The sequence below is a fragment of the Pseudomonas nitroreducens genome (assembly GCF_014204515.1).
Taxonomy (GTDB): Bacteria; Pseudomonadota; Gammaproteobacteria; order Pseudomonadales; family Pseudomonadaceae; genus Pseudomonas; species Pseudomonas nitritireducens_A.
Window position 1 is genome coordinate 45309 of the sequence record NZ_JACHLI010000023.1, and the last position, 18632, is coordinate 63940.

An 18632-nucleotide genomic window follows, 5' to 3' on the forward strand; every position below is an offset into this window, starting at 1 on the left:
ATCGGGTTATTCCTCCTTGCCGGGCCAGGCGGCGAAACCCGACAAAAATAATTCTCGATTGAGAAGAAATATTATCTGGGCACCGGGCACCCGACGCTGAACGTAGGAGCGGACTCTGTCCGCGATGTTGTCCGGCGTGTTGCGGGCCAATCGCGGACGGAGTCCGCTCCTACGGGGAGAGATTCAGCTGCGTGCGCTGACCGTCACCCACCAATCGGTACGCTTCTCCACCCGTACCGGTAGCGTCTGCGGCAGCAGGGCCAACAACTGATTGGTGTCATCCAGGCGGAACACCCCGGACAGCCGCAGGTCGGCCACGCTGGCGTCGCATTGCAGATGGCCGTGGCGATAGCGACCGATCTCGGCGAGGAAGTCGGCCAGGCGCATGTCGCGGGTGACGATCAGGCCTTCGGCCCAGGCGGCGCTGTCCATGTTGCTGCGCTCGGCTAACAGCGCACTGTCGCCGTTGATCTCGTAGCTCTGCCCGGCCTCGGCGATGGCGGTGGTTTGGCCGCGCACACGCGGGGCGATGGCCACCGAGCCTTCCTCGACGCTCAGGCGTGTGGAGCGCTCGTCCTGGCGCAGCACGAAGCGGGTGCCCAGGGCTTCGAACAGTCCATCGCGGTTGCTCACCCGCAACGGTCGGGCGGCGTCCCTGGCCGTGCTGACCAGAATCTCGCCGCGCTCCAGTACCAGCAGGCGCTGGCGTGGATCGAAGCGCACATCCACGGCGCTGTCGGTGTTCAGTTGCAGGACGCTGCCGTCGGCCAGGGTGAAGCGCTGGCGCTCGCCCACGCCCGTGCTGAAGTCCGCCATCCAGCGTTGCCAGGGCGCGATATCGCGGGCCAGCCACAAGGCGGAAGCACCGACGGCGAAGGTTGACAGCAGCTTGAGCGCCTGGCGCCGCTGCAGGCGCTGGCTGGTGTTTTCCAGCGTCTCCAGCGCCACGCGGGCGCCGGGTACGGCCTGGTAGCCGGCGGCCAGTTCGCTGTTCAGCGCCTGTACCCGCAGCCAGGCGGTTTCGTGTTCTGGGTTGGCTCGGCGCCAATGTTCGCAGGCGTTGAGCAGTTCGGGATCGGTATTGCCGTTCAGGCGCAGGGTCCACCGGATGGCCTGCTTCACCACCCGCGGATCGGGCGTGGCGCTGGCGCCGTTCACTCGGCGTACCGCAGCTGGTAGCAGTGGAACAGCGCCTCGGCGATGTAGCGCTCCACCGAACGCACGGAAACGCCCAACTGCTCGGCGATCTGCCCGTGCGGCATGCCCTCGCACTGGGCCAGCAGGAAGGCGCTGCGCACCTTGGGCTTGAGGCCATCGAGCAGGCGGGCGATGTTCTCCAGCAACTGCAGGATGGTGTGCCGGTCTTCCGCCGATGGTACCTGCGCTTCCGGCAGGTGGGCGATGGAGTCGAGGTAGGCGCGCTCCAGCTCCTCACGACGCCAGTGGTCGATTACCAGGCCGCGGGCGACGGTGCGCAGGAAGGCACGCGGAGTGCGCAACTCGGCAGGGTTTGGCCTGAGCAGCACGCGCAGGAAGGTGTCCTGGGCCAGGTCCGCGGCATCGGCGGCATTGCCCAGCCGGCCGCGAAGCCAGTTGTGCAGCCAGCCATGATGATCGCTGTAGAGCGACTGGATGTCGGTGGTGGAGGACATGGGCGCGCGCAGGCTTGCAAATGATAATTTGTCGCATTTTCAACAAGGCGATGGCCATTTGCAAGCTGTGCCTGAAACATCGAGGTTTCCCTGTAGGAGCAACGCTTTTCCCGGTGAGCTTGTGCCGTCGCTCCCCTCACCCCAACCCTCTCCCGGAGGGAGAGGGAGCTGTCCGTGCCGGCTGACGTCATGGTTTCATCCTGCGCCGAACGGTCCCCTCTCCCGCTTGAGGAGCGGGGCGCGTAGCCAGGGTTAGGGTGAGGGGGCCTTTGATCCTGTACAAGCGGCCCATGCCCGCGCTCGCGTCCATGGGCCGCTTGTATAGGTTGTCCTCGTTCGTAGGATGCCAACAAGTGCTATCGGCGCGAGGGGCCCTTAGCGGTACCAGCGCGGCGTATATACCCAGTTTCGTAGGATGGGTGGAGCTTGCGATACCCATCAGCCTGACCGCCGGGCTATCGATGGGTATCGCTTCGCTCCACGCCATCCTACGCAAACGTCATCGGGCGTTCCGGCGCAGGACCGATCAGCGATACCAGCGCGGCGTATATACCCAGTCACCGCCGCCAGCGCGTGGGAAGCGTCGGGTCAGCGACGAGCCGATGATCACCAGGGTGCGCATGTCGACCATCTCCGGCACCAGCTCGCCGAGGGTGACCACGCGCAGCGCTTCCGCCGGACGACCGATATCGCGGCCGAGCACCACCAGCGTCTCCGGCGTGCGGTGGCGGCGGACGATTTCCAGCGCGCGCCCCAATTGCCAGGGCCGGGCCTTGGAGATCGGGTTATAGAAGGCCATGGCCAGGTCGGCGGCGCCGGCGTGGTCCAGGCGCATCTCGATGGTGTCCCAGGGCTTGAGGTTGTCCGACAGGGAAATCAGACAGAAATCATGCCCCAGCGGCGCGCCGGCCTTTGCAGCAGCGGCGAGCGCGGCGGAAACTCCCGGCAGTACCTCCAGCTCCACGCCATGCCAGTGTGGATCGCTGCTCTCGTGCAGGGCTTCCATCACCGCGGCGGCCATGGCGAACACGCCGGGGTCGCCGGAAGAGATCACCACCACGCGCCGGCCGCTGGCAGCCAGTTCGAAGGCGTGGCGGGCACGCTGCATTTCCTCGCGGTTGTCGGTGCAGTGGCGCACCTGGTCGTCGCGCAGCGGCTCGGCCATCTTCACGTAGGTCTCGTAGCCGAGCAGGTCCTGGGCTTCATCCAGCGCGCGGCGTACGGCGGGGATCATGAAGTCGCTGGCGCCGGGACCGAGGCCGATCACGCTGAGTCGCCCGCGCGGCCGGCCGATGCTTTCGGCCTCGGCGGGCGTAGCGGCGCGGTGCAGGTGGAAGGAGTCGCCATGCAGGACTTCCGGTGGCAGCGCTTCGTCGCTGTGGATAAATCGCAGTGGCACACCCAGCTCGGCGGCGGCGCCGGTCACTGCCGGATCGGCCATCCGGCAGCGCGGCGCAATCACCGCTGCCAGCGACGCCTCGGCCAGCCCGGCCTGGGCCAGGCCCTGGCGGATGCGCTCGGGCAGTTGCGAGTCCACCAGCGTGATGTGGGCAAGCACGATGCGTGGATGAATCCGCAGCTCGTTCTGCGCGACACCCTCGGCGCGGGCGTCGATGCGCAGGGTGTGGGCGGCGTCATCGGCCAGCGGCAGGTCCAGCTCTTCCAGCCAGGGAGCGTCACCTTCGATACGCAGGGTTTCGCCGCCCAGCAGATCGGAGACGAAGCGCTTGCCCCGTTCGATATCCGCCAGCGCATAGCCCGGCGGCGGGTCGAGCAGGCAGGCGCCGAAGCGCAGCTCGCCGCTGGTGGTGATGGCGGGCGCCACTTCCAGCGCGGCGGCCAGTTCGCGGGCCATGCGATTGACCCCGCCCAGCCCGCCGAGCAATGGCACCACCGCGCTGCCGTCTTCAGCGACGGCCAGCACCGGCGGCTCAGCGCCTTTCTCCGCCAGAAGAGGCGCAAGGGTGCGGATAACGATGCCGGCTGCGCACAGGGCGATGATCGGGGTGTCGTCACGGTAGAGCTGGCGCAGGGTCTCGCCGAAGTTCGCGTAGGACTCGTCGGCGCCTTCGACTCGGTCCTTCAGGCCGAGTACGCGCGCCTGTGGATAAACGCCCTGCAGGCGGCGCGCGGTGGCCAGCGCACCCTGGCCGAGAATGACGATGGCGGCGCGCATCAACCGTTCCACCGCTGGCCGGGGATGACGATCATCGAGAAGTAGGGCGAGGCCATCGGGTCGACCTCGTCCAGTGCGACGATGCGCTGCTCGCGCATGGTGGCGCGCTCGACGTAATGGGCGCCGCCGTCACGGCCCAGATCGCGCAGCACGCGGCGGACCTTGTCGAAGTTGCGCCCCAGCTTCATCACCACCGCCGCATCGGCGTCGGCCAGGCGGCGCTTGAGTTCATCTTCCGGCAGCACGCCGGAGAGCACCGACAGGCTCTGGTTGCGGTACACCAGCGGCACGCCGAGCACCGCTGCGCTGCCGAGCATGGAACAGACGCCGGGTACGACTTCGGTGTCGTACCGATCCGAAAGACGGTCATGCAGGTACATGTAGGAGCCGTAGAAGAACGGGTCGCCTTCGCAGATCACCGCCACATCGCGGCCGGCTTCCAGGTGCGCGGCCACCTGTTCGGCAGCGGTGTCATAGAAGTCGCTGATCACGCCTTCGTAGGTCAGCGGCGGCTCCAGCTTCTCGGTGGTCACCGGGTAGACCAGCGGCAGGCGTTGCTGCTCGTCGAGCAGATGTTCCTCGATGATGGCGAAGGCGTTGCCGCCCAGGCCGGCGTGGTGCTTGGCCTTGGCCACGAAGTAGCCGATCACTGGAGCGGCGCGCAGCAGGCGCAGGGCCTTGAGGGTCAGCAGTTCCGGGTCGCCGGGGCCGACGCCCAGGCCGATGAGGCGGCCGCTCATCACTCCACCTCCGTGGCCAGGGCGTTCACCGCCGCGGCGGCCATCGCGCTGCCGCCACGGCGACCGCGGACGATCACGTAGGGCACGCCGCGGCTGTCGGCGGCGAGGGCATCCTTGGACTCCATGGCGCCGACGAAACCCACCGGGAAGCCGAGGATCAGCGCCGGTTTCGGCGCGCCGGCGTCGAGCATTTCCAGCAGGTAGAAGAGCGCGGTCGGCGCGTTGCCGATCACCACCACGCTGCCTTCCAGGTGCTCGCGCCAGTGTTCCAGCGCCACCGCTGAACGGGTGTTGCCCAGCTCGCGGGCGAGCGCCGGGACATCGGCGTCGTTGAGGGTGCAGATCACCTCGTTGTGCGCCGGCAGGCGCGCGCGGGTGATGCCCTCGGCGACCATCCGCGCGTCGCAGAGGATCGGCGCGCCGGCGGCCAGTGCCGCACGGCCGATGGCGCCGGCGCCCGGGGAGAAGCGCAGGTCCTGCACGACATCGACCATGCCGCAGGCGTGGATCACCCGCACGGCGAGTTTCTCGAGGTCCGCGGGAATGGCGGACAGGTCGGCTTCCGCGCGAATGGTGGCGAAGGATTGGCGGTAGATCGCCTGGCCGTCGCGGATGTAATCAAGCATCGGTAGAGGCTCCGGGTGCGGCCAGCAGCTCGCCGGCGGCATCGAGGGAAAGGTTGCGCGCCAGCGGCTGGCCGAAGCCGGCCACGCCGTCGGCGCGACGGAACAGGTCATAGCGGCCGTCGGCGACGGCCAGCAGGGTGTAGGGGGCGACGTGGGCGGCGGCGCAGGAACGCGGGCAGCCGCACAGGTGCACGCCGGCCGGCGCTGCATGGCGCAGGCGTCCGGCCAGGCGCAGGGCATCGGCCTTGGTGTCGGCCAGCCCGCGCGCGCAACCGCTGGAGCCGCTGCAGGCGACCAGGCGGGCCAGCGGCTGGGCGGCATCGATCAGCAGGCCGAGGTTGGCCAGCGCGCCGAGGGCGATGGCGCTATCCGCCTGGGCCACGTCAGGGAGGATCAGGCTTTGCCAGGGCGTCAGACGCAGCTGTCCGCCGCTGAAGCGCTCGGCAAGATCGGCCAGGCCGAACAGCGTGGCGCTGTCCAGGCGTCCGAGGACGAATCCGGCACCGACCATGGCGCGCTCCGGCTGGCGCTGAGGTTGAATCCCGAGATGGCCGAAAGCCTGTGGTGCAGGACGTTGCCAGTTATCCACAGCGTGTCCGAGTTGCAGCGGGGAGGGCAGGCGTTGCTGCAGGCGCTCCAGCAGCGCCTCGTCGCCGAGCATCTCGCGCAGGTGGCGCATCCGCGTCTGGCCATCGCCGGCGAGGTCGAGGAACAGGTGCAGCAGGGCTTCCACCAGCAGCGGTACCTGTTCGGCGGAAACAGCAGCGAGGGCAGGGCGATCGGTGTTGCGCTGCGGCGGACAGCCGGCCAGGCCGAAAGCGAAAAGCGGCGCCGCGTCATCGGACATGGCCGACAGCCAGAGATCATTAGGATGCTCCAGCATCGCCAGCGCTTCACCGGCATCCAGCTGGATGCCGAACTTGGGCGACAGGCCGTGGAAGCGCGGGGTGCGTTCCAGCAGGTCGAGCAGCTGGCGCGCCAGCGGGCTGGCATCGAAAGTGCTGTGAGCATCCAGGCCCAGCGCGGGGCAGACCAGCAGGTTGCGCACATCGTCTGCCGCCAGTTCGTGCGGGCCCAGGCCGGCGGCCAGCAGTTCGCGGCTCAGCGCGTTCTCGGCACCGGCATGCACACCGCGAATCTGCAGGTTCGCGCGGTTGGTCGCTTCCAGCACGCCGTCGGCATGGCGTTCGGCAGCCTGGGCGATGGCGCGCGCGGCGCTGGCATCGAGTTGCCCGAGAGGCAGCTTGATGCGGCAGATGCCGCCATCGCGGGAGGCCACGATGCGCAGCAGGCCGGGGCAGGCATGCGGACGGACGGGCAGGGAATCGGACGTGCTCACGAAGGTCACCAGGGCTGGGTCGCGGTGACCGGCGAATCTCCCCACAGGGAAATCTCACAACACCGATGCACCCCGCTCGATGTCTGCACGCGCGACTGGTTTCGTTGGCAGGTCTCCTGGCTGGCAGGTCCTCATCCAGCGCGGCCTTCCCGGTTGCCCAGTGGCCAGTTGCGCGGACTCGCTGCTTACAGTTGCGGGGGCAGCCACGGCTTAACCGTGTTCCCTCTTCGGCTCCCGGAAACCTCACTGGAAAAAGCGAAGCGTCCTACGAGCACCGACGAAGCGGGTATTATGCCTGCTTTGCCCGAAGGCAGGAAAAGCCTGCCCGTCGGATCGATCGTCGCACCCCTGAGGACATTTCATGACGCCCTGGCTGACCATCGTCGGCATCGGCGAGGACGGCTATGCCGGCCTCGGCAAGGCCGCACGTCGCGCCTTGCTTGCCGCCAGCGAAGTGATCGGCGCGCCGCGCCAGCTGGAACTGCTGCCGCATTGCCTGGGCGCCAACCGTCAGGCCTGGCCGAGCCCGTTCAGCCTGGAGCCGGTGCTGCGCCGACGCGGCGAGCCGACCTGCGTGCTGGCCAGCGGCGACCCGATGTTGTTCGGCGTCGGCGCGAGCCTGGCTCGTCAGATTCCGTCCGAGGAAATGCTCGTGCTTTCCGCGCCGTCCTCTGCCTCTCTGGCGGCGGCGCGCCTGGGCTGGGCGTTGCAGGAATGCACGCTGCTGTCGCTGGTGGCGCGCCCCTTGGCCGCCCTCAATGCGCAGATACATGACGGCACGAAGCTGCTGATCCTCAGCAATGACGGCGACAGCCCGGCCTCCATCGCTGCGCTGCTGCGCGAACGGGGATTCGGCGCGAGTCGCCTCAGCGTGCTGGAGCACCTGGGCGGCGAGGCGGAGCGGCGTATCGACGGGCTGGCCGGCGACTGGTCACTGAGCGAAACCGCCGCGCTGAATCTCGTTGCGGTGCAGTGCGTGGCGGGTGCCGAAGCGGTGCGCCTGCCGTTGACCACCGGCCTGCCGGACGACGCCTTCCGCCATGACGGCCAACTGACCAAGCGCGACGTGCGCGCCGTGACCCTGGCGCGGCTGGCGCCGAAACCCGGTGAACTGCTGTGGGACGTCGGCGCCGGCTGCGGCTCCATCGGCATCGAGTGGATGCGCGTGCATCCGAGCTGTCGCACGCTGGCCATCGAAGCCAACGACGGGCGCCAGGAGCACATCCGTTTCAATCGCGACGCCCTCGGCGTGCCGGCGCTGCAACTGGTCTGCGGCGCTGCACCGGAAGCCCTGCAGGGGCTGGAGCGCCCGGATGCGATCTTCATCGGCGGCGGCGTGACCCTGCCTGGCGTGTTCGAGCACTGCTGGGAACAGCTCAAGCCCGGCGGCCGCCTGGTGGCCAACGCCGTCACCCTGCAGAGCGAGTCCATGCTGCTCAGCTGGCGCGCGCGCATCGGCGGCGAGCTGACCCGCCTGTCGGTGGCCCAGGCCCAGCCGCTCGGCGGCTTCGATACCTGGCGCGCGGCGTTGCCGATCACCTTGCTGGAAGTCTGGAAGGAATGACGCGCTTTTCGTGCCGGGACTGCATGGGTATCGCTGCGCTCCACCCATCCTACGGTGCGTTCCGTCATGCGTGACGAAACGTCAGAGGAACCCCGCCCGCTGCGCAGCGGCTACACCACCGGCAGCTGCGCCACGGCCACCAGCCTGGCGGCGGCGCGCCTGTTGCTCACCGGTGAAGCGCTGGACGCCGCGCAGATCGCCCTGCCGAAAGAACGCCGCGCCACCCTGCGCCTGGAGTTCTGCCGGCGCACCGCCGACGGCGCCGAAGCCGGCACGCTGAAGGATGCCGGCGATGATCCGGACGTGACCCACGGCGCGCTGGTCTTCACCCGCGTCGCCCTGAGTGATGAGCCGGGTGTACGTTTTTACGCTGGAGAAGGCGTTGGTACCGTGACCAAGCCGGGGCTGGTGCTGGCGGTGGGCGAGCCGGCGATCAACCCGGTGCCGCGGCAGATGATGCAGGGCAACCTCACCGCATTGGCGGCCGAGTGCGGCTATGCCGGCGGCTTCGAGGTCACGGTCCATATCGAGGGCGGCGCCGAACTGGCGCTCAAGACCATGAATCCGCGGCTGGGCATCCTTGGTGGCCTGTCGATCCTCGGCACCACCGGCATCGTCCGGCCGTTTTCCTGCTCGGCCTACGTCGCCTCGATCCAGCAGGGCATCGACGTCGCCCGCGCCAACGGCTTCCGCCACCTGGCTGCCTGCACCGGCAACGCCAGCGAGGACGCCATGCGCCGTCGCTACGGCTTCGACGACACCGCGCTGATCGAGATGGGCGACTTCGCCGGCGCCGCGCTCAAGCACCTGCGCAAGGTGCCGGTGGAGCGCTTCAGCGTCTGCGGCGGCTTCGGCAAGATCAGCAAGCTTGCCGCCGGCCACATGGACCTGCACAGCCGCCATTCCAGCATCGACCTGCCGCAGCTGGCCGACTGGGCGGGCGAGATCGGCGCTGCCGCGGACCTGCAGCAGCGCATGCGCGAAGCCAACACCAGCCAGCAGGCGCTGGCGCTGTGTCGCGCTGAAGGCATTGCCCTGGGCGATGCCGTCTGTGCCCGCGCGCTGGCGTTTTCGCGGCGTATCGTGCCGGCCGAGGTGGTACTGGAAGTCTTCGCCATCGACCGCCAGGGCAACCTGGTGGGCGAGGCGCTGGAGGTGCGATGAAGCGTGTCCTGCTGCTGGGCGGCATTGGTGAAGCGTTGGCCATTGCGCGCCGCCTCGGTCCGCCACATCTGTACAGCCTCGCCGGCCTTGGCAAGGTACCGGATGACCTCGCCTGCGAAGTGCGGGTGGGCGGTTACGGCGGCGCCGAAGGTCTTGCGAACTTCATCCGCGAGCGCGGTTTCGACCTGCTGCTCGATGCGACCCATCCCTATGCCGCGAGGATCAGCGCCAACGCCGCCCGCGCCGCGCAACTGGCCGGCGTGCCCTGCTGGGCGCTGCGGCGTCCCGGCTGGCTGGCGGGGGCTGATGACGACTGGCGCGAGGTGGCCGGCTGGCCGGAACTGATCGCGGCACTCAATGACTTTCGCCGCCCGCTGTTCACGATGGGCCGCGAGCCGCTGGAGCACCTGGAGGAGATTCCCGCCCACCAGCACTGGACCGTGCGCTGCCTGCAAAGCCTGCCGGGCAACGCGCGCGCCGAAGTGCTCGGTGCGCGCGGGCCATTCACTCTGGATGGCGAGCGCGAGCTGTTCAGCCGCCTGGACACCGACGTGCTGGTCAGCAAGAACAGCGGCAGCCAGGCCACCGAGCCGAAGCTGCAGGTCGCCCGCGAGCGCGGCGTGCCGGTACTGATCCTGGCACGGCCGGTGCTGCCGACGGTGGATCGGGAGTTCGACAGTGTCGTGTCACTCTGGGGCGCGCTCGAACCGCTGCTGGCGAGCTGACGGCGGATAACGCCTCGGGCGTTATGCGCCCTACGACGGGGCAGGCGTAGGGCGAATAAAGCGGAACGCTTTATCCGCCGGCGCCTGACCCTTCGAGGGAACGACGTGCGGCGGGTGGGTTCACAACGTCGTAGCGGGTCGCGAGCAAGCTCGCTCCTACCTTCCGCTTCTCCGCCGGCCGGCGCGCCTCTATGCTGTCCGGCGGTCTTCACAGGGAGTGACACCATGCTGCGAATCCTCGGCCGCGCCTCATCGATCAACGTGCGCAAGGTGCTCTGGACCTGCGCCGAACTGAACCTGCCCTACGAACGGGAAGACTGGGGCACGGGTTTCCGCTCCACCGCGTCGGCGGAATTCATCGCGCTCAACCCCAATGCCATGGTGCCGGTCCTGGTCGACGGCGATTTCGTGCTCTGGGAGTCCAACGCCATCTGCAGCTACCTCGCCAGCCAGTATCCATTGGATGAACTGCTGCCCACCTCGCCCCGCGAGCGTGCTTTGGTCGAGCAGTGGATGGGCTGGCAAGCCACCGAACTGAACAACGCCTGGCGCTATGTGTTCATGGCCCGGGTACGCAACAGCCCCAGCCACACCGACGAATCCGCCATCGCCCTGAGCGAGGCGCAGTGGAACCATTGCATGGCCCTGCTGGATCGACAGCTGGCGCACACAGGCGCCTTCGTTACCGGCGCCTGCTTCAGCCTCGCCGATGTCGTGCTCGGCCTGTCGGTCAATCGCTGGTACCTGACACCCATGCAACGCCCGGAGTTGCCGGCGGTGTCGGCTTACTACGAGCGGTTGAGCGAGCGGCCGGGGTTCCTGTTGCATGGGCGTAATGGGGAGCCGTGACGGAGTGGGGTTTCGGCGTTGCGGATCGCCCTCACCCTAACCCTCTCCCGGGGGGAGAGGGGGCCGTTCGGTAGGTGCTTTGTATTACGCAGTCAGCCGGTGTGAGATGGATTTCCCGGCCACTCGGGACAGTCCCCTCTCCCTCTGGGAGAGGGTTAGGGTGAGGGGCTCTCAGTGAGTCTGTACTGACATGTCGCTGATCTGTCGATAGTCCGCCTCAAGCTCTTGCGCCAGCTTTCTCGCCCTGCCCAATCTCACCGCGCCACCCTCGATATCCACCAGCACCGTCGGGCAGTTCAGCGGCTGCACTGCGGGCCAGTCGCGCAGGCGGCCGTCGGTCAGCACCAGCAGGCGCTGGCGCTCTCCGGGCTTCTGTCGCTGGCGCTGCTCCAGCCATCCGCGGGCCTGCTGCAGCGCTTCGATCAGCGGAGTGCCGCCGCCGGCACCGAGTTGCGCCAGCCATTCCTGCAATTGCGCCGAGGCCTTCTGGCCCTGCCACAACCAGCGCGGTTGCGCGCCGGTGGCGTGCAGCACGGCGAGGCGTGCGCGTTGGCGGTAGGCCTGTTCGAACGTGTCGGCGAGCAGCCCCTTGGCCTGGACGAGGGCGCCGTGGCGGCGGGTGCTGGCGGAGGCATCGACGATGACCAGCCAGAGTTCGCCCGGCTTGCGGCTGCGGGCGCGCAGCACCAGGTCATCGCGGCGTTGCGGGCGGCCGTTGCGCAGGGTGGCGGGCCAGTCGATACGGCCGTGCGCACCCACTTGGCGGGCGCCGCTGCGGCCGCCGGCGAGCTGGCCGGGTCGGGGGTTGGCATCCGCGTCTGGGGCCGGGCGCGGGCGGATGCTCAGGGCTTTTTTGGCCAGCCCGTCAGTTGTCGGCGTTCGCCCATGGCGACGCTTTGCGCGGGCAGTTCGCCCCACTGACCTTCGCCGTTGGACGCGTTGGACGGTGCCTGGGGTTGGCTGGAAGACGACTGCGGCGGCGTGGTCGATTGCGGCGGCGCATGGCGACGGCGATGGGCCAGGGCGAAGTGCTCCACTGCATCGATGTCCTGCGCCTCGATGGCGCTCGCACCGCGCCAGGCGGCATGGGCGCGGGCGGCGCGCAGCCAGACGAGGTCGGCCCGCAGGCCGTCGACGCCGGCGGCATGGCAGCGTTCGGCGATGGTTTCCAGCGCGGCATCGTCCAGGGGAATCACAGCCAGTTGCTGACGTGCATCGGCGCAACGCTGCTGCAGGGCCTGCTGCGCGCTTTGCCAATGCGCAAGGAACGACGGCGGATCGGCATCGAAGGCCAGCCGACGGCGGACGATCTCGGCGCGCTCGGCTGGCGCCGGAGCACCTTGCAGCTGCACCTTGAGGCCGAAGCGATCCAGCAGCTGCGGGCGCAGTTCGCCTTCCTCGGGATTCATGGTGCCGATCAGCACGAAGCGCGCCGGGTGGTTGTGGGACAGGCCGTCGCGCTCGATCAGGTTGACCCCGCTGGCGGCCACGTCGAGCAGCAGGTCGACGAGGTGGTCGGGCAGCAGGTTCACTTCATCCACATAGAGCACGCCGCCGTGGGCGTGGGCCAGCACGCCGGGCGAGAACTGCGCGCGGCCTTCGCCCAGCGCCGCGTCCAGGTCGAGGGTGCCGACGATGCGTTCCTCGCTGGCGCCCAGCGGCAGGGTGACGAAGCGCCCGCCATCCAGCAGGTCGGCCACGCCGCGCGCCAGGGTGGTCTTGGCCATGCCGCGCGGCCCTTCGATCAGCACGCCGCCGATGGCCGGGTCGATGGCTGCCAGGCACAGGGCCAGCTTCAGCTCATCGGCGCCGACGACAGCAGCCAGTGGGAAATGGGGAAGGGCGCTCATGGGGATTTCCTGCGGATTTCGTCCGTGCATGGTAGCGAACCGGGCGTAGGAGGTGCGACCCATGTCCATCCGTCTCTTATCGAGGGCATAGACTCAAATCATTGATCGGCGCCTTGCGATGCAGTACCTTGGCTGCACTTCCACGGAGAACATCATGCCGTCCAGCCTGTCCATCCGGTCCCTCGCCCGCCTCGGTGCCATTGGCTCCGTAGCTGCTCGCGCGCAGGTTCTGGCCGCTGCTGCCGGCTATTTCTTCTATGGGTATTGGTTTAGCCAAAGGCGCGCCTGATACCCCACAGGCGCCCTAGCAAGCAGGGTCGCCAACCAGACAGTTTCCCAAAACCCCGGTCGGCAACCCGACCGGGGTTTTTGTTTTTCCGGCCCACAAGGCCAACACATTGCCAACGAATTGAATCGGGCCAAAACGCCCGGACAGAGGATCGAGACATGACCGCCTACACCACTGATTACCGCTATTACCGCACCTCCGACTGGCGATTTAGCAGCGCGCTGCGCGCCACCCAACGAGCCTTGCCACGAACACCTAGATAGAGCGCCGAGCGCGGAAAGACCACCGCGCCGGCCAAGGATGCCAGTCAGATGAACGCTTCCAACTCCGCCCTGATCCGCCCCGAACACGCAGCATGCGCCGAAGTCCTCGACCTGCCGCTGCCCTCCGCTCGCCGCCGCGAACAACCGCTGCCGAGCCCCGCCGAACTGCGCCAGCGCCTGCCCCTGTCGGCCGCCATGGCCCACCGCGTCCGTGAAGGCCGCGAGGCCGTCCGCGCCGTCCTCGATGGTCGCGACCCGCGCCTGCTGGTGGTCATCGGTCCCTGCTCGCTGCACGACCCCGTTTCCGCCCTCGAATACGCCGACCGCCTCGCCGAACTGGCGCCGCAGGTGAGCGACCAACTGCTGCTGGTGATGCGTGCCTACGTCGAGAAACCGCGCACCACCATCGGCTGGAAAGGCCTGGTCTACGACCCGCAGCTGGACGGCACGGGCGACATGGCCGAGGGCCTTGCGCTGTCACGCCGGCTGATGCTGGGCATGCTCGAACGCGGCCTGCCAATCGCCACCGAGTTGCTGCAACCGCTGGTGGCCGGCTACTTCGACGACCTGCTGGGCTGGGCCGCCATCGGTGCGCGCACCAGTGAATCCCAGGTACACCGCGAGATGGTCAGCGGCCTCGACCTGCCGGTGGGCTTCAAGAACGGCACCGACGGCAGCATCGGCATCGCCACCGACGCCATGCGCTCGGCGGCGCACCCGCACCAGCACTTCGGCATCGATGCGCTGGGCCGCCCGTCGCTGGTGCAGACCCAGGGCAACCCGGACACCCATCTGGTGCTGCGCGGCGGTCACGCCGGGCCGAACTTCGATGCGCAGAGCGTGCAGCAGATTCGCCAGGGGCTGGAGAAACTCGGTCTCGATCCCAGCATCATGGTCGATTGCAGCCACGCCAACAGCGGCAAGGACCCGCTGCGCCAGCCGGCCGTACTGGGCAGCGTGCTCGACCAGCGCCTGGCCGGCGACGCCTCGCTGCGCGGCGTGATGCTGGAGAGTCACCTGTTCGATGGCTGCCAGGCGTTGTCTGGTGAGCTGCGCTACGGCGTCTCGATCACCGACGGTTGCCTGGGCTGGAGCGGCACCGAGGCGTTGCTGCTGAACGCGGCGGAGCGCCTGCGTCGCGGTTGATGCTTTTGTAGGAGCGAGCTTGCTCGCGAACAAGCCCCGCTGCGGTGGTTGGTTCGCGAGCAAGCTCGCTCCTACAGGTAAACCCACCCGCGTGCTGGAAGATGGCTTCGCGCAGGAGCGGACTTCGTCCGCGGTAGGTCCGTATCGCGCAGGATGCCATCGCGGACGGAGTCCGCTCCTACGAGATCAAAGGCCATCAGCCTAACCCTGGCTACGCGCCCAGCTCCTCAAGCGGGAAAGGGGGCCGTTCGGTGCAACCCTTGTGTCAGCCGGTACGGACGGCTCCCTCTCCCTCCGGGAGAGGGCTGGGGTGAGGGGAATTCAGTGGCATGGACTCTCAGCCCGAAGAGGACAGTTGCTCCTACAAGATCGAAGGCGCTCAGCCTGGTCCTCTCCTGCAAAGGAGGCGGGATGATCTGCTTCGATGTGAGCACATATTCCCTCACTGCTCCTCGCTGTCCACCAGCAGATTCTCCAGCGTCTCCCGGTACTCTCCCGGCTCCTCCCACAACCCGCGCTGCTGCGCCTCCACCAGGCGTTCGGCGATGTCGCGCAGGGCTTCGGGGTTGTGCTGGCGGATGAACTCGCGGGTGTCGTCGTCCAGCAGGTAGGCGTCGGCCAGCAGGCGGTACTGGTGGTCGTCCACCAGTTGGCTGGTGGCGTCGAAGGCGAACAGGTAGTCCACCGTCGCGGCCAGTTCGAAGGCGCCCTTGTAGCCGTGGCGTTTCATGCCGGCGATCCATTTCGGGTTCACCGCACGGGCGCGCACCACGCGGCCGAGCTCTTCCTTCAGAGTGCGGATGCGCGGGTTGTCCGGCTGGCTGTGGTCGCCGTGGTAGCTGGCCAGCGACTGGCCCTGGATGACCTCGGCGGCGGCCAGCATGCCGCCCTGGAACTGGTAGTAGTCGTTGGAATCGAGGATGTCGTGCTCGCGATTGTCCTGGTTGTGCAGCACCGCCTGCAGGCCGGAGAGGCGCTGGGCGAAGCGCTCGCGCGCCGGCGTGCCGTCGTCGCTGGCGCCGTAGGCGTAGCCGCCCCAGTTGAGGTAGGCCTCGGCGAGGTCGGCGCGGCTGTCCCACTGGCGCGATTCGATTACGCCCTGCACGCCGGCGCCGTAGGCACCGGGCTGGGCGCCGAAGATGCGCCAGCCGGCCTGGCGGCGCGCTTCATCAAGCTCCAATCCCTCGGCCTGCAGACGTGCCTGATCGGTCCGCACGCGGGCGGCCAGCGGGTTCAGGTCGTCCGACTCGTCCAGCGCGGCGACTGCCTGCACGGCGGCGTCGAAGAGGCGGATGAGGTTGGCGAAGGCGTCGCGGAAGAAACCCGACACACGCAGCGTCACGTCGACCCGCGGGCGGTCGAGCAGGGTGATCGGCAGGATTTCGAAGTCTTCCACGCGCTGGCTGCCAGCCTGCCACACCGGACGCACGCCGAGCAGCGCCAGGGCCTGGGCGATGTCGTCGCCGCCGGTGCGCATGGTCGCGGTGCCCCACACCGACAGGCCGAGTTGGCGCAGGTGGTCGCCATGGTCCTGCAGGTGGCGTTCGAGCAGCCGGCTGGCGGACTGGAAGCCCAGACGGAAGGCGGTGGGCGTGGGCAGGTTGCGCACATCCACGGTGAAGAAGTTGCGCCCGGTGGGCAGCACGTCGACCCGCCCACGGCTGGGTGCGCCGCTGGGACCGGGTGGGACGAAGCGACCGTCGAGGCCGGCGAGCAGATGGCCGATTTCGCTGGCGCCACAGGCGTCCAGGGTCGGCGCGATCTGCTGGTGAAGCTGCGCCAGCACCGCCGCGCTGGCCTGGCCGGGCGCGCTGGCCAAGCCGTCGATCAGGCGCAGGGCGAACAGCTCCAGGCGCTCGCGGGTGTCGCCGTTGCTGCGCCAGGACTCGTCGCTCACGGCGAGCAGTACATCCGGGCGCGGGCCTTGCCAGGCGTCGGCGAAGGCTTCGTCCAGCGGATCGCGACCCAGTTGCAGGTCCTCGCTCAGCGCGCGCAGCAGGCTGGCGCTGGCGCCGCGTCCGTCGCCGCGTGGAATGCGCACCAGCGACAGCAGCGTGTCGCGGCGCAGATCGCCCACGGGTGACTCACCGAAGACATGTAGACCATCGCGAATCTGCGATTCCTTGAGGTCGCACAGGTAGGCGTCCAGCTGCGGCAGCCAGCTGTCTTCGTCGTCGCTCAGTTGCAGGCCCAGTTCGCGGTCCAGCGCGGTTTTGCGCACCAGCGCGAGGATGTCGCCGCGCAGTTCGCTGGCGCGGCGCGGGTCGAGCAGGGAGGCGTCGTAGTACTCGTCGGCCAGGCGTTCGAGGTCGCGCAGCGGGCCGTAGTTTTCCGCGCGGGTCAGCGGCGGCATCAGGTGGTCGATGATCACCGCCTGGGCGCGGCGCTTGGCCTGCGCACCTTCGCCCGGGTCGTTGACGATGAACGGGTAGAGGTTCGGCAGCGCGCCGAGGATCGCGTCCGGCCAGCATTCCTCGGAGAGCCCGACTCCCTTGCCCGGCAGCCACTCCAGGTTGCCGTGCTTGCCGACGTGGACCACCGCGTCGGAGCCGAGCACCTCGCGCAGCCAGAAGTAGAAGGCGAGGTAGCCGTGGGGCGGCACCAGCGAGGGATCGTGGTAGATCGCTGCGGCGTCGAGCTGGTAGCCGCGTGCAGGCTGGATACCGACGAAGGCCAGGCCGAAACGCAGGCCGGCGACCATCATCCGTCCGCTGCGGAACATCGGGTCCTGCTGCGGCTCGCCCCAGCGTTCGCGCACGGCTTGCTGGTTGGCCTCAGGCAAGCACGCAAAGCAGGCGAGGTAGTCGTCCAGCGCCAGGCTCTGCGCGCAGGGGCGCAGGTCGAGGCTGTCCAGGTCGTTGCTGACGCCGCCGAGCAGTTGCTGGATCAGCGCGGTGCCGGAATCCGGCAGGCCGGCGACCGGGTAGCCCTGCGCCTCCAGCGCGCGCAGGATGTTCAGCGCGGTGGCTGGGGTGTCGAGACCGACACCGTTGCCGATGCGCCCGTCGCGGGTCGGGTAATTGGCCAGGATCAGCGCCACGCGCTTGTCGGCGTTGTGCTTGCGCGCCAGCAGCATCCAGCGCCGCGCCAGCTCGGCGACGAAGTCCATGCCCGGCAGGTGCGCCAGGTAGCAGACCACGTCGCTCTGGCTGCGCTCGCTGCGCCAGGCCAGGCCCTTGAAGCTGATCGGCCGGGTGATGAGGCGGCCGTCCAGCTCCGGCAGCGCGATGTGCATGGCCAGGTCGCGCGGGCCGAGGCCCTGCGGGTTGGCGCGCCAGAGATCGAGGTTGTCCAGCGAGCAGATGGCTTGCAGCACCGGCACGTCGCGGCGGAAGGGGCGCTCCTGCGGCGCCTCCGGGTTCGACTGGGCGAAGCCGGTGGTGTTGATGATCAGCTCGGCGTCGGCGCTATGCAGCAGGCTTTCCACCGCCTCCAGGCAGGCCGCTTCCTTGAGGCTGGCCACGGCGATGGGCAGCGGGTTGATGCCCTGGGCCTGCAGACGTTCGCAGAAGGTGTCGATGAAGCCGGTGTTCGCCGCCTGCAGGTGGGTGCGATAGAACAGCAGCGCGGCAACCGGGGACTCGGGGTTCCAGTCGGCCTGCCAGCGGGCGAGATCGCAACTGCCGACTTGCGGGTGATAGACCGCCACGCGCGGCAAGGTCTGCGGCTCGCCCCAGGGGTAGTCGCGTTGCAGATGACGGTTGGCCAGGCAGGCGAAGAACTGTCGGGCGTTGTCCAGGCCGCCCTGGCGCAGGTACTGCCAGAGGCGCTCGGCATCCTGCGGCGCGACATTGCAGAGCGCGGCGAGTTCGGGGTCGGGCTTGTCGTCGCCGGGCACCGCTATCAGCGTGACGCCGCGCTCGGCCAGCGCCGCCAACTGCTCCACGCCGTAGCGCCAGTAGCCGACGCCGCCGTGCACCGAGATCAGGATGACCTTCGCGTGCTGCAGTACCTCGTCGACGTAGAGGTCCACCGAGGCGTGGTTCTGCAGCTGCATGGGATTGGCCAGGCGCAGGCTCGGGTAGTCCTCCGGCAGCTCGCGGGCGGCCTCGGCGAGCAGCGCCAGGTGCGAGTCGCCGCTGCAGAGGATCACCAGCTCGGCGGGCGTCTGGGCCAGGTGGGCGATGCCGTCGTCGGGGACGAAGCCGCCGGGTTGGGTGCGCAGCAGGTGCATGGGTCAGGCCTTGTCGCTCGATGGAAACACCCTCTCCCCAGCCCTCTCCCTGAAGGGAGAGGGAGCGGTTCGGCG

The 18632-nt window shown here is 68.7% G+C and carries 14 protein-coding genes and 1 riboswitch; of the genes, 5 read left to right on the plus strand and 9 right to left on the minus strand.

Annotated elements, in window-relative coordinates; all coding sequences use genetic code 11:
• Positions 1–183 precede the first annotated feature (183 nt).
• The 6 genes from HNP46_RS24105 to cobG all read right to left on the minus strand — a co-directional run bounded on the left by HNP46_RS24105 (position 184) and on the right by cobG (position 6533).
• Positions 184–1158, minus strand: a complete 975-nt coding sequence (locus HNP46_RS24105; protein ID WP_311771837.1) for a FecR family protein — start codon at positions 1156–1158, stop codon at positions 184–186.
• On the minus strand, positions 1155–1652 hold the full coding sequence (locus HNP46_RS24110; RefSeq protein ID WP_184593999.1) for a sigma-70 family RNA polymerase sigma factor: 498 nt from the start codon (positions 1650–1652) through the stop codon (positions 1155–1157). Before HNP46_RS24110 ends, HNP46_RS24105 begins: the two co-directional genes overlap by 4 nt.
• A gap of 526 nt (positions 1653–2178) precedes the next feature.
• Positions 2179–3828, minus strand: a complete 1650-nt coding sequence (cobJ, locus tag HNP46_RS24115) for a precorrin-3B C(17)-methyltransferase (RefSeq protein WP_184594001.1) — start codon at positions 3826–3828, stop codon at positions 2179–2181.
• Positions 3828–4568, minus strand: a complete 741-nt coding sequence (locus HNP46_RS24120) for a precorrin-2 C(20)-methyltransferase (RefSeq protein ID WP_184594003.1) — start codon at positions 4566–4568, stop codon at positions 3828–3830. Before HNP46_RS24120 ends, cobJ begins: the two co-directional genes overlap by 1 nt.
• Positions 4568–5194, minus strand: a complete 627-nt coding sequence (locus HNP46_RS24125; protein ID WP_184594005.1) for a precorrin-8X methylmutase — start codon at positions 5192–5194, stop codon at positions 4568–4570. The genes HNP46_RS24120 and HNP46_RS24125 overlap by 1 nt, the downstream gene beginning before the upstream one ends.
• On the minus strand, positions 5187–6533 hold the full coding sequence (gene cobG, locus HNP46_RS24130) for a precorrin-3B synthase (protein ID WP_184594008.1): 1347 nt from the start codon (positions 6531–6533) through the stop codon (positions 5187–5189). Before cobG ends, HNP46_RS24125 begins: the two co-directional genes overlap by 8 nt.
• A gap of 89 nt (positions 6534–6622) precedes the next feature.
• Positions 6623–6827: riboswitch (cobalamin riboswitch) on the minus strand.
• A 67-nt stretch (positions 6828–6894) separates the two neighbouring features.
• On the opposite strand from cobG, the gene cbiE reads away from it, so the two are divergent.
• From cbiE to HNP46_RS24150, 4 genes are all read left to right on the plus strand, one after another.
• Positions 6895–8097 (plus strand): precorrin-6y C5,15-methyltransferase (decarboxylating) subunit CbiE, encoded by a 1203-nt coding sequence (gene cbiE / locus HNP46_RS24135; RefSeq protein ID WP_184594010.1) that lies wholly within the window; start codon positions 6895–6897, stop codon positions 8095–8097.
• 66 nt (positions 8098–8163) lie between these two features.
• Positions 8164–9261: a cobalt-precorrin-5B (C(1))-methyltransferase gene (locus HNP46_RS24140; protein ID WP_184594012.1), complete on the plus strand. Its 1098-nt coding sequence runs from the start codon at positions 8164–8166 to the stop codon at positions 9259–9261.
• Positions 9258–9986 (plus strand): cobalt-precorrin-6A reductase, encoded by a 729-nt coding sequence (locus tag HNP46_RS24145; RefSeq protein WP_184594014.1) that lies wholly within the window; start codon positions 9258–9260, stop codon positions 9984–9986. The genes HNP46_RS24140 and HNP46_RS24145 overlap by 4 nt, the downstream gene beginning before the upstream one ends.
• Positions 9987–10211: 225 nt before the next feature.
• Positions 10212–10835, plus strand: a complete 624-nt coding sequence (locus tag HNP46_RS24150) for a glutathione S-transferase family protein (protein WP_184594016.1) — start codon at positions 10212–10214, stop codon at positions 10833–10835.
• A 171-nt stretch (positions 10836–11006) separates the two neighbouring features.
• Here the strand turns inward: HNP46_RS24150 and HNP46_RS24155 are convergent, their stop codons facing one another.
• Both HNP46_RS24155 and HNP46_RS24160 read right to left on the minus strand, forming a co-directional pair.
• Positions 11007–11696, minus strand: a complete 690-nt coding sequence (locus HNP46_RS24155; protein ID WP_221455095.1) for a vWA domain-containing protein — start codon at positions 11694–11696, stop codon at positions 11007–11009.
• Positions 11678–12685, minus strand: a complete 1008-nt coding sequence (locus HNP46_RS24160) for an ATP-binding protein (protein ID WP_184594020.1) — start codon at positions 12683–12685, stop codon at positions 11678–11680. The genes HNP46_RS24155 and HNP46_RS24160 overlap by 19 nt, the downstream gene beginning before the upstream one ends.
• A gap of 600 nt (positions 12686–13285) precedes the next feature.
• Between HNP46_RS24160 and HNP46_RS24165 the strand changes: the two genes are divergently transcribed.
• Positions 13286–14383: a 3-deoxy-7-phosphoheptulonate synthase gene (locus HNP46_RS24165; protein ID WP_184594022.1), complete on the plus strand. Its 1098-nt coding sequence runs from the start codon at positions 13286–13288 to the stop codon at positions 14381–14383.
• Positions 14384–14825: 442 nt separating this feature from the next.
• On the opposite strand, the gene cobN is transcribed toward HNP46_RS24165, so the two are convergent.
• On the minus strand, positions 14826–18557 hold the full coding sequence (cobN, locus tag HNP46_RS24170; RefSeq protein ID WP_184594024.1) for a cobaltochelatase subunit CobN: 3732 nt from the start codon (positions 18555–18557) through the stop codon (positions 14826–14828).
• Positions 18558–18632 lie beyond the last annotated feature (75 nt).

Coding starts and splice junctions, on each gene's coding strand:
- HNP46_RS24110 (WP_184593999.1), bottom strand. CDS start 1,652: ATGTCCTCCACCACCGACATCCAGTCGCTCTACAGCGATCATCATGGC.
- cobJ (WP_184594001.1), bottom strand. CDS start 3,828: ATGCGCGCCGCCATCGTCATTCTCGGCCAGGGTGCGCTGGCCACCGCG.
- HNP46_RS24120 (WP_184594003.1), bottom strand. CDS start 4,568: ATGAGCGGCCGCCTCATCGGCCTGGGCGTCGGCCCCGGCGACCCGGAA.
- HNP46_RS24125 (WP_184594005.1), bottom strand. CDS start 5,194: ATGCTTGATTACATCCGCGACGGCCAGGCGATCTACCGCCAATCCTTC.
- cbiE (WP_184594010.1), top strand. CDS start 6,895: ATGACGCCCTGGCTGACCATCGTCGGCATCGGCGAGGACGGCTATGCC.
- HNP46_RS24140 (WP_184594012.1), top strand. CDS start 8,164: ATGCGTGACGAAACGTCAGAGGAACCCCGCCCGCTGCGCAGCGGCTAC.
- HNP46_RS24145 (WP_184594014.1), top strand. CDS start 9,258: ATGAAGCGTGTCCTGCTGCTGGGCGGCATTGGTGAAGCGTTGGCCATT.
- HNP46_RS24150 (WP_184594016.1), top strand. CDS start 10,212: ATGCTGCGAATCCTCGGCCGCGCCTCATCGATCAACGTGCGCAAGGTG.
- HNP46_RS24160 (WP_184594020.1), bottom strand. CDS start 12,685: ATGAGCGCCCTTCCCCATTTCCCACTGGCTGCTGTCGTCGGCGCCGAT.
- HNP46_RS24165 (WP_184594022.1), top strand. CDS start 13,286: ATGAACGCTTCCAACTCCGCCCTGATCCGCCCCGAACACGCAGCATGC.
- cobN (WP_184594024.1), bottom strand. CDS start 18,557: ATGCACCTGCTGCGCACCCAACCCGGCGGCTTCGTCCCCGACGACGGC.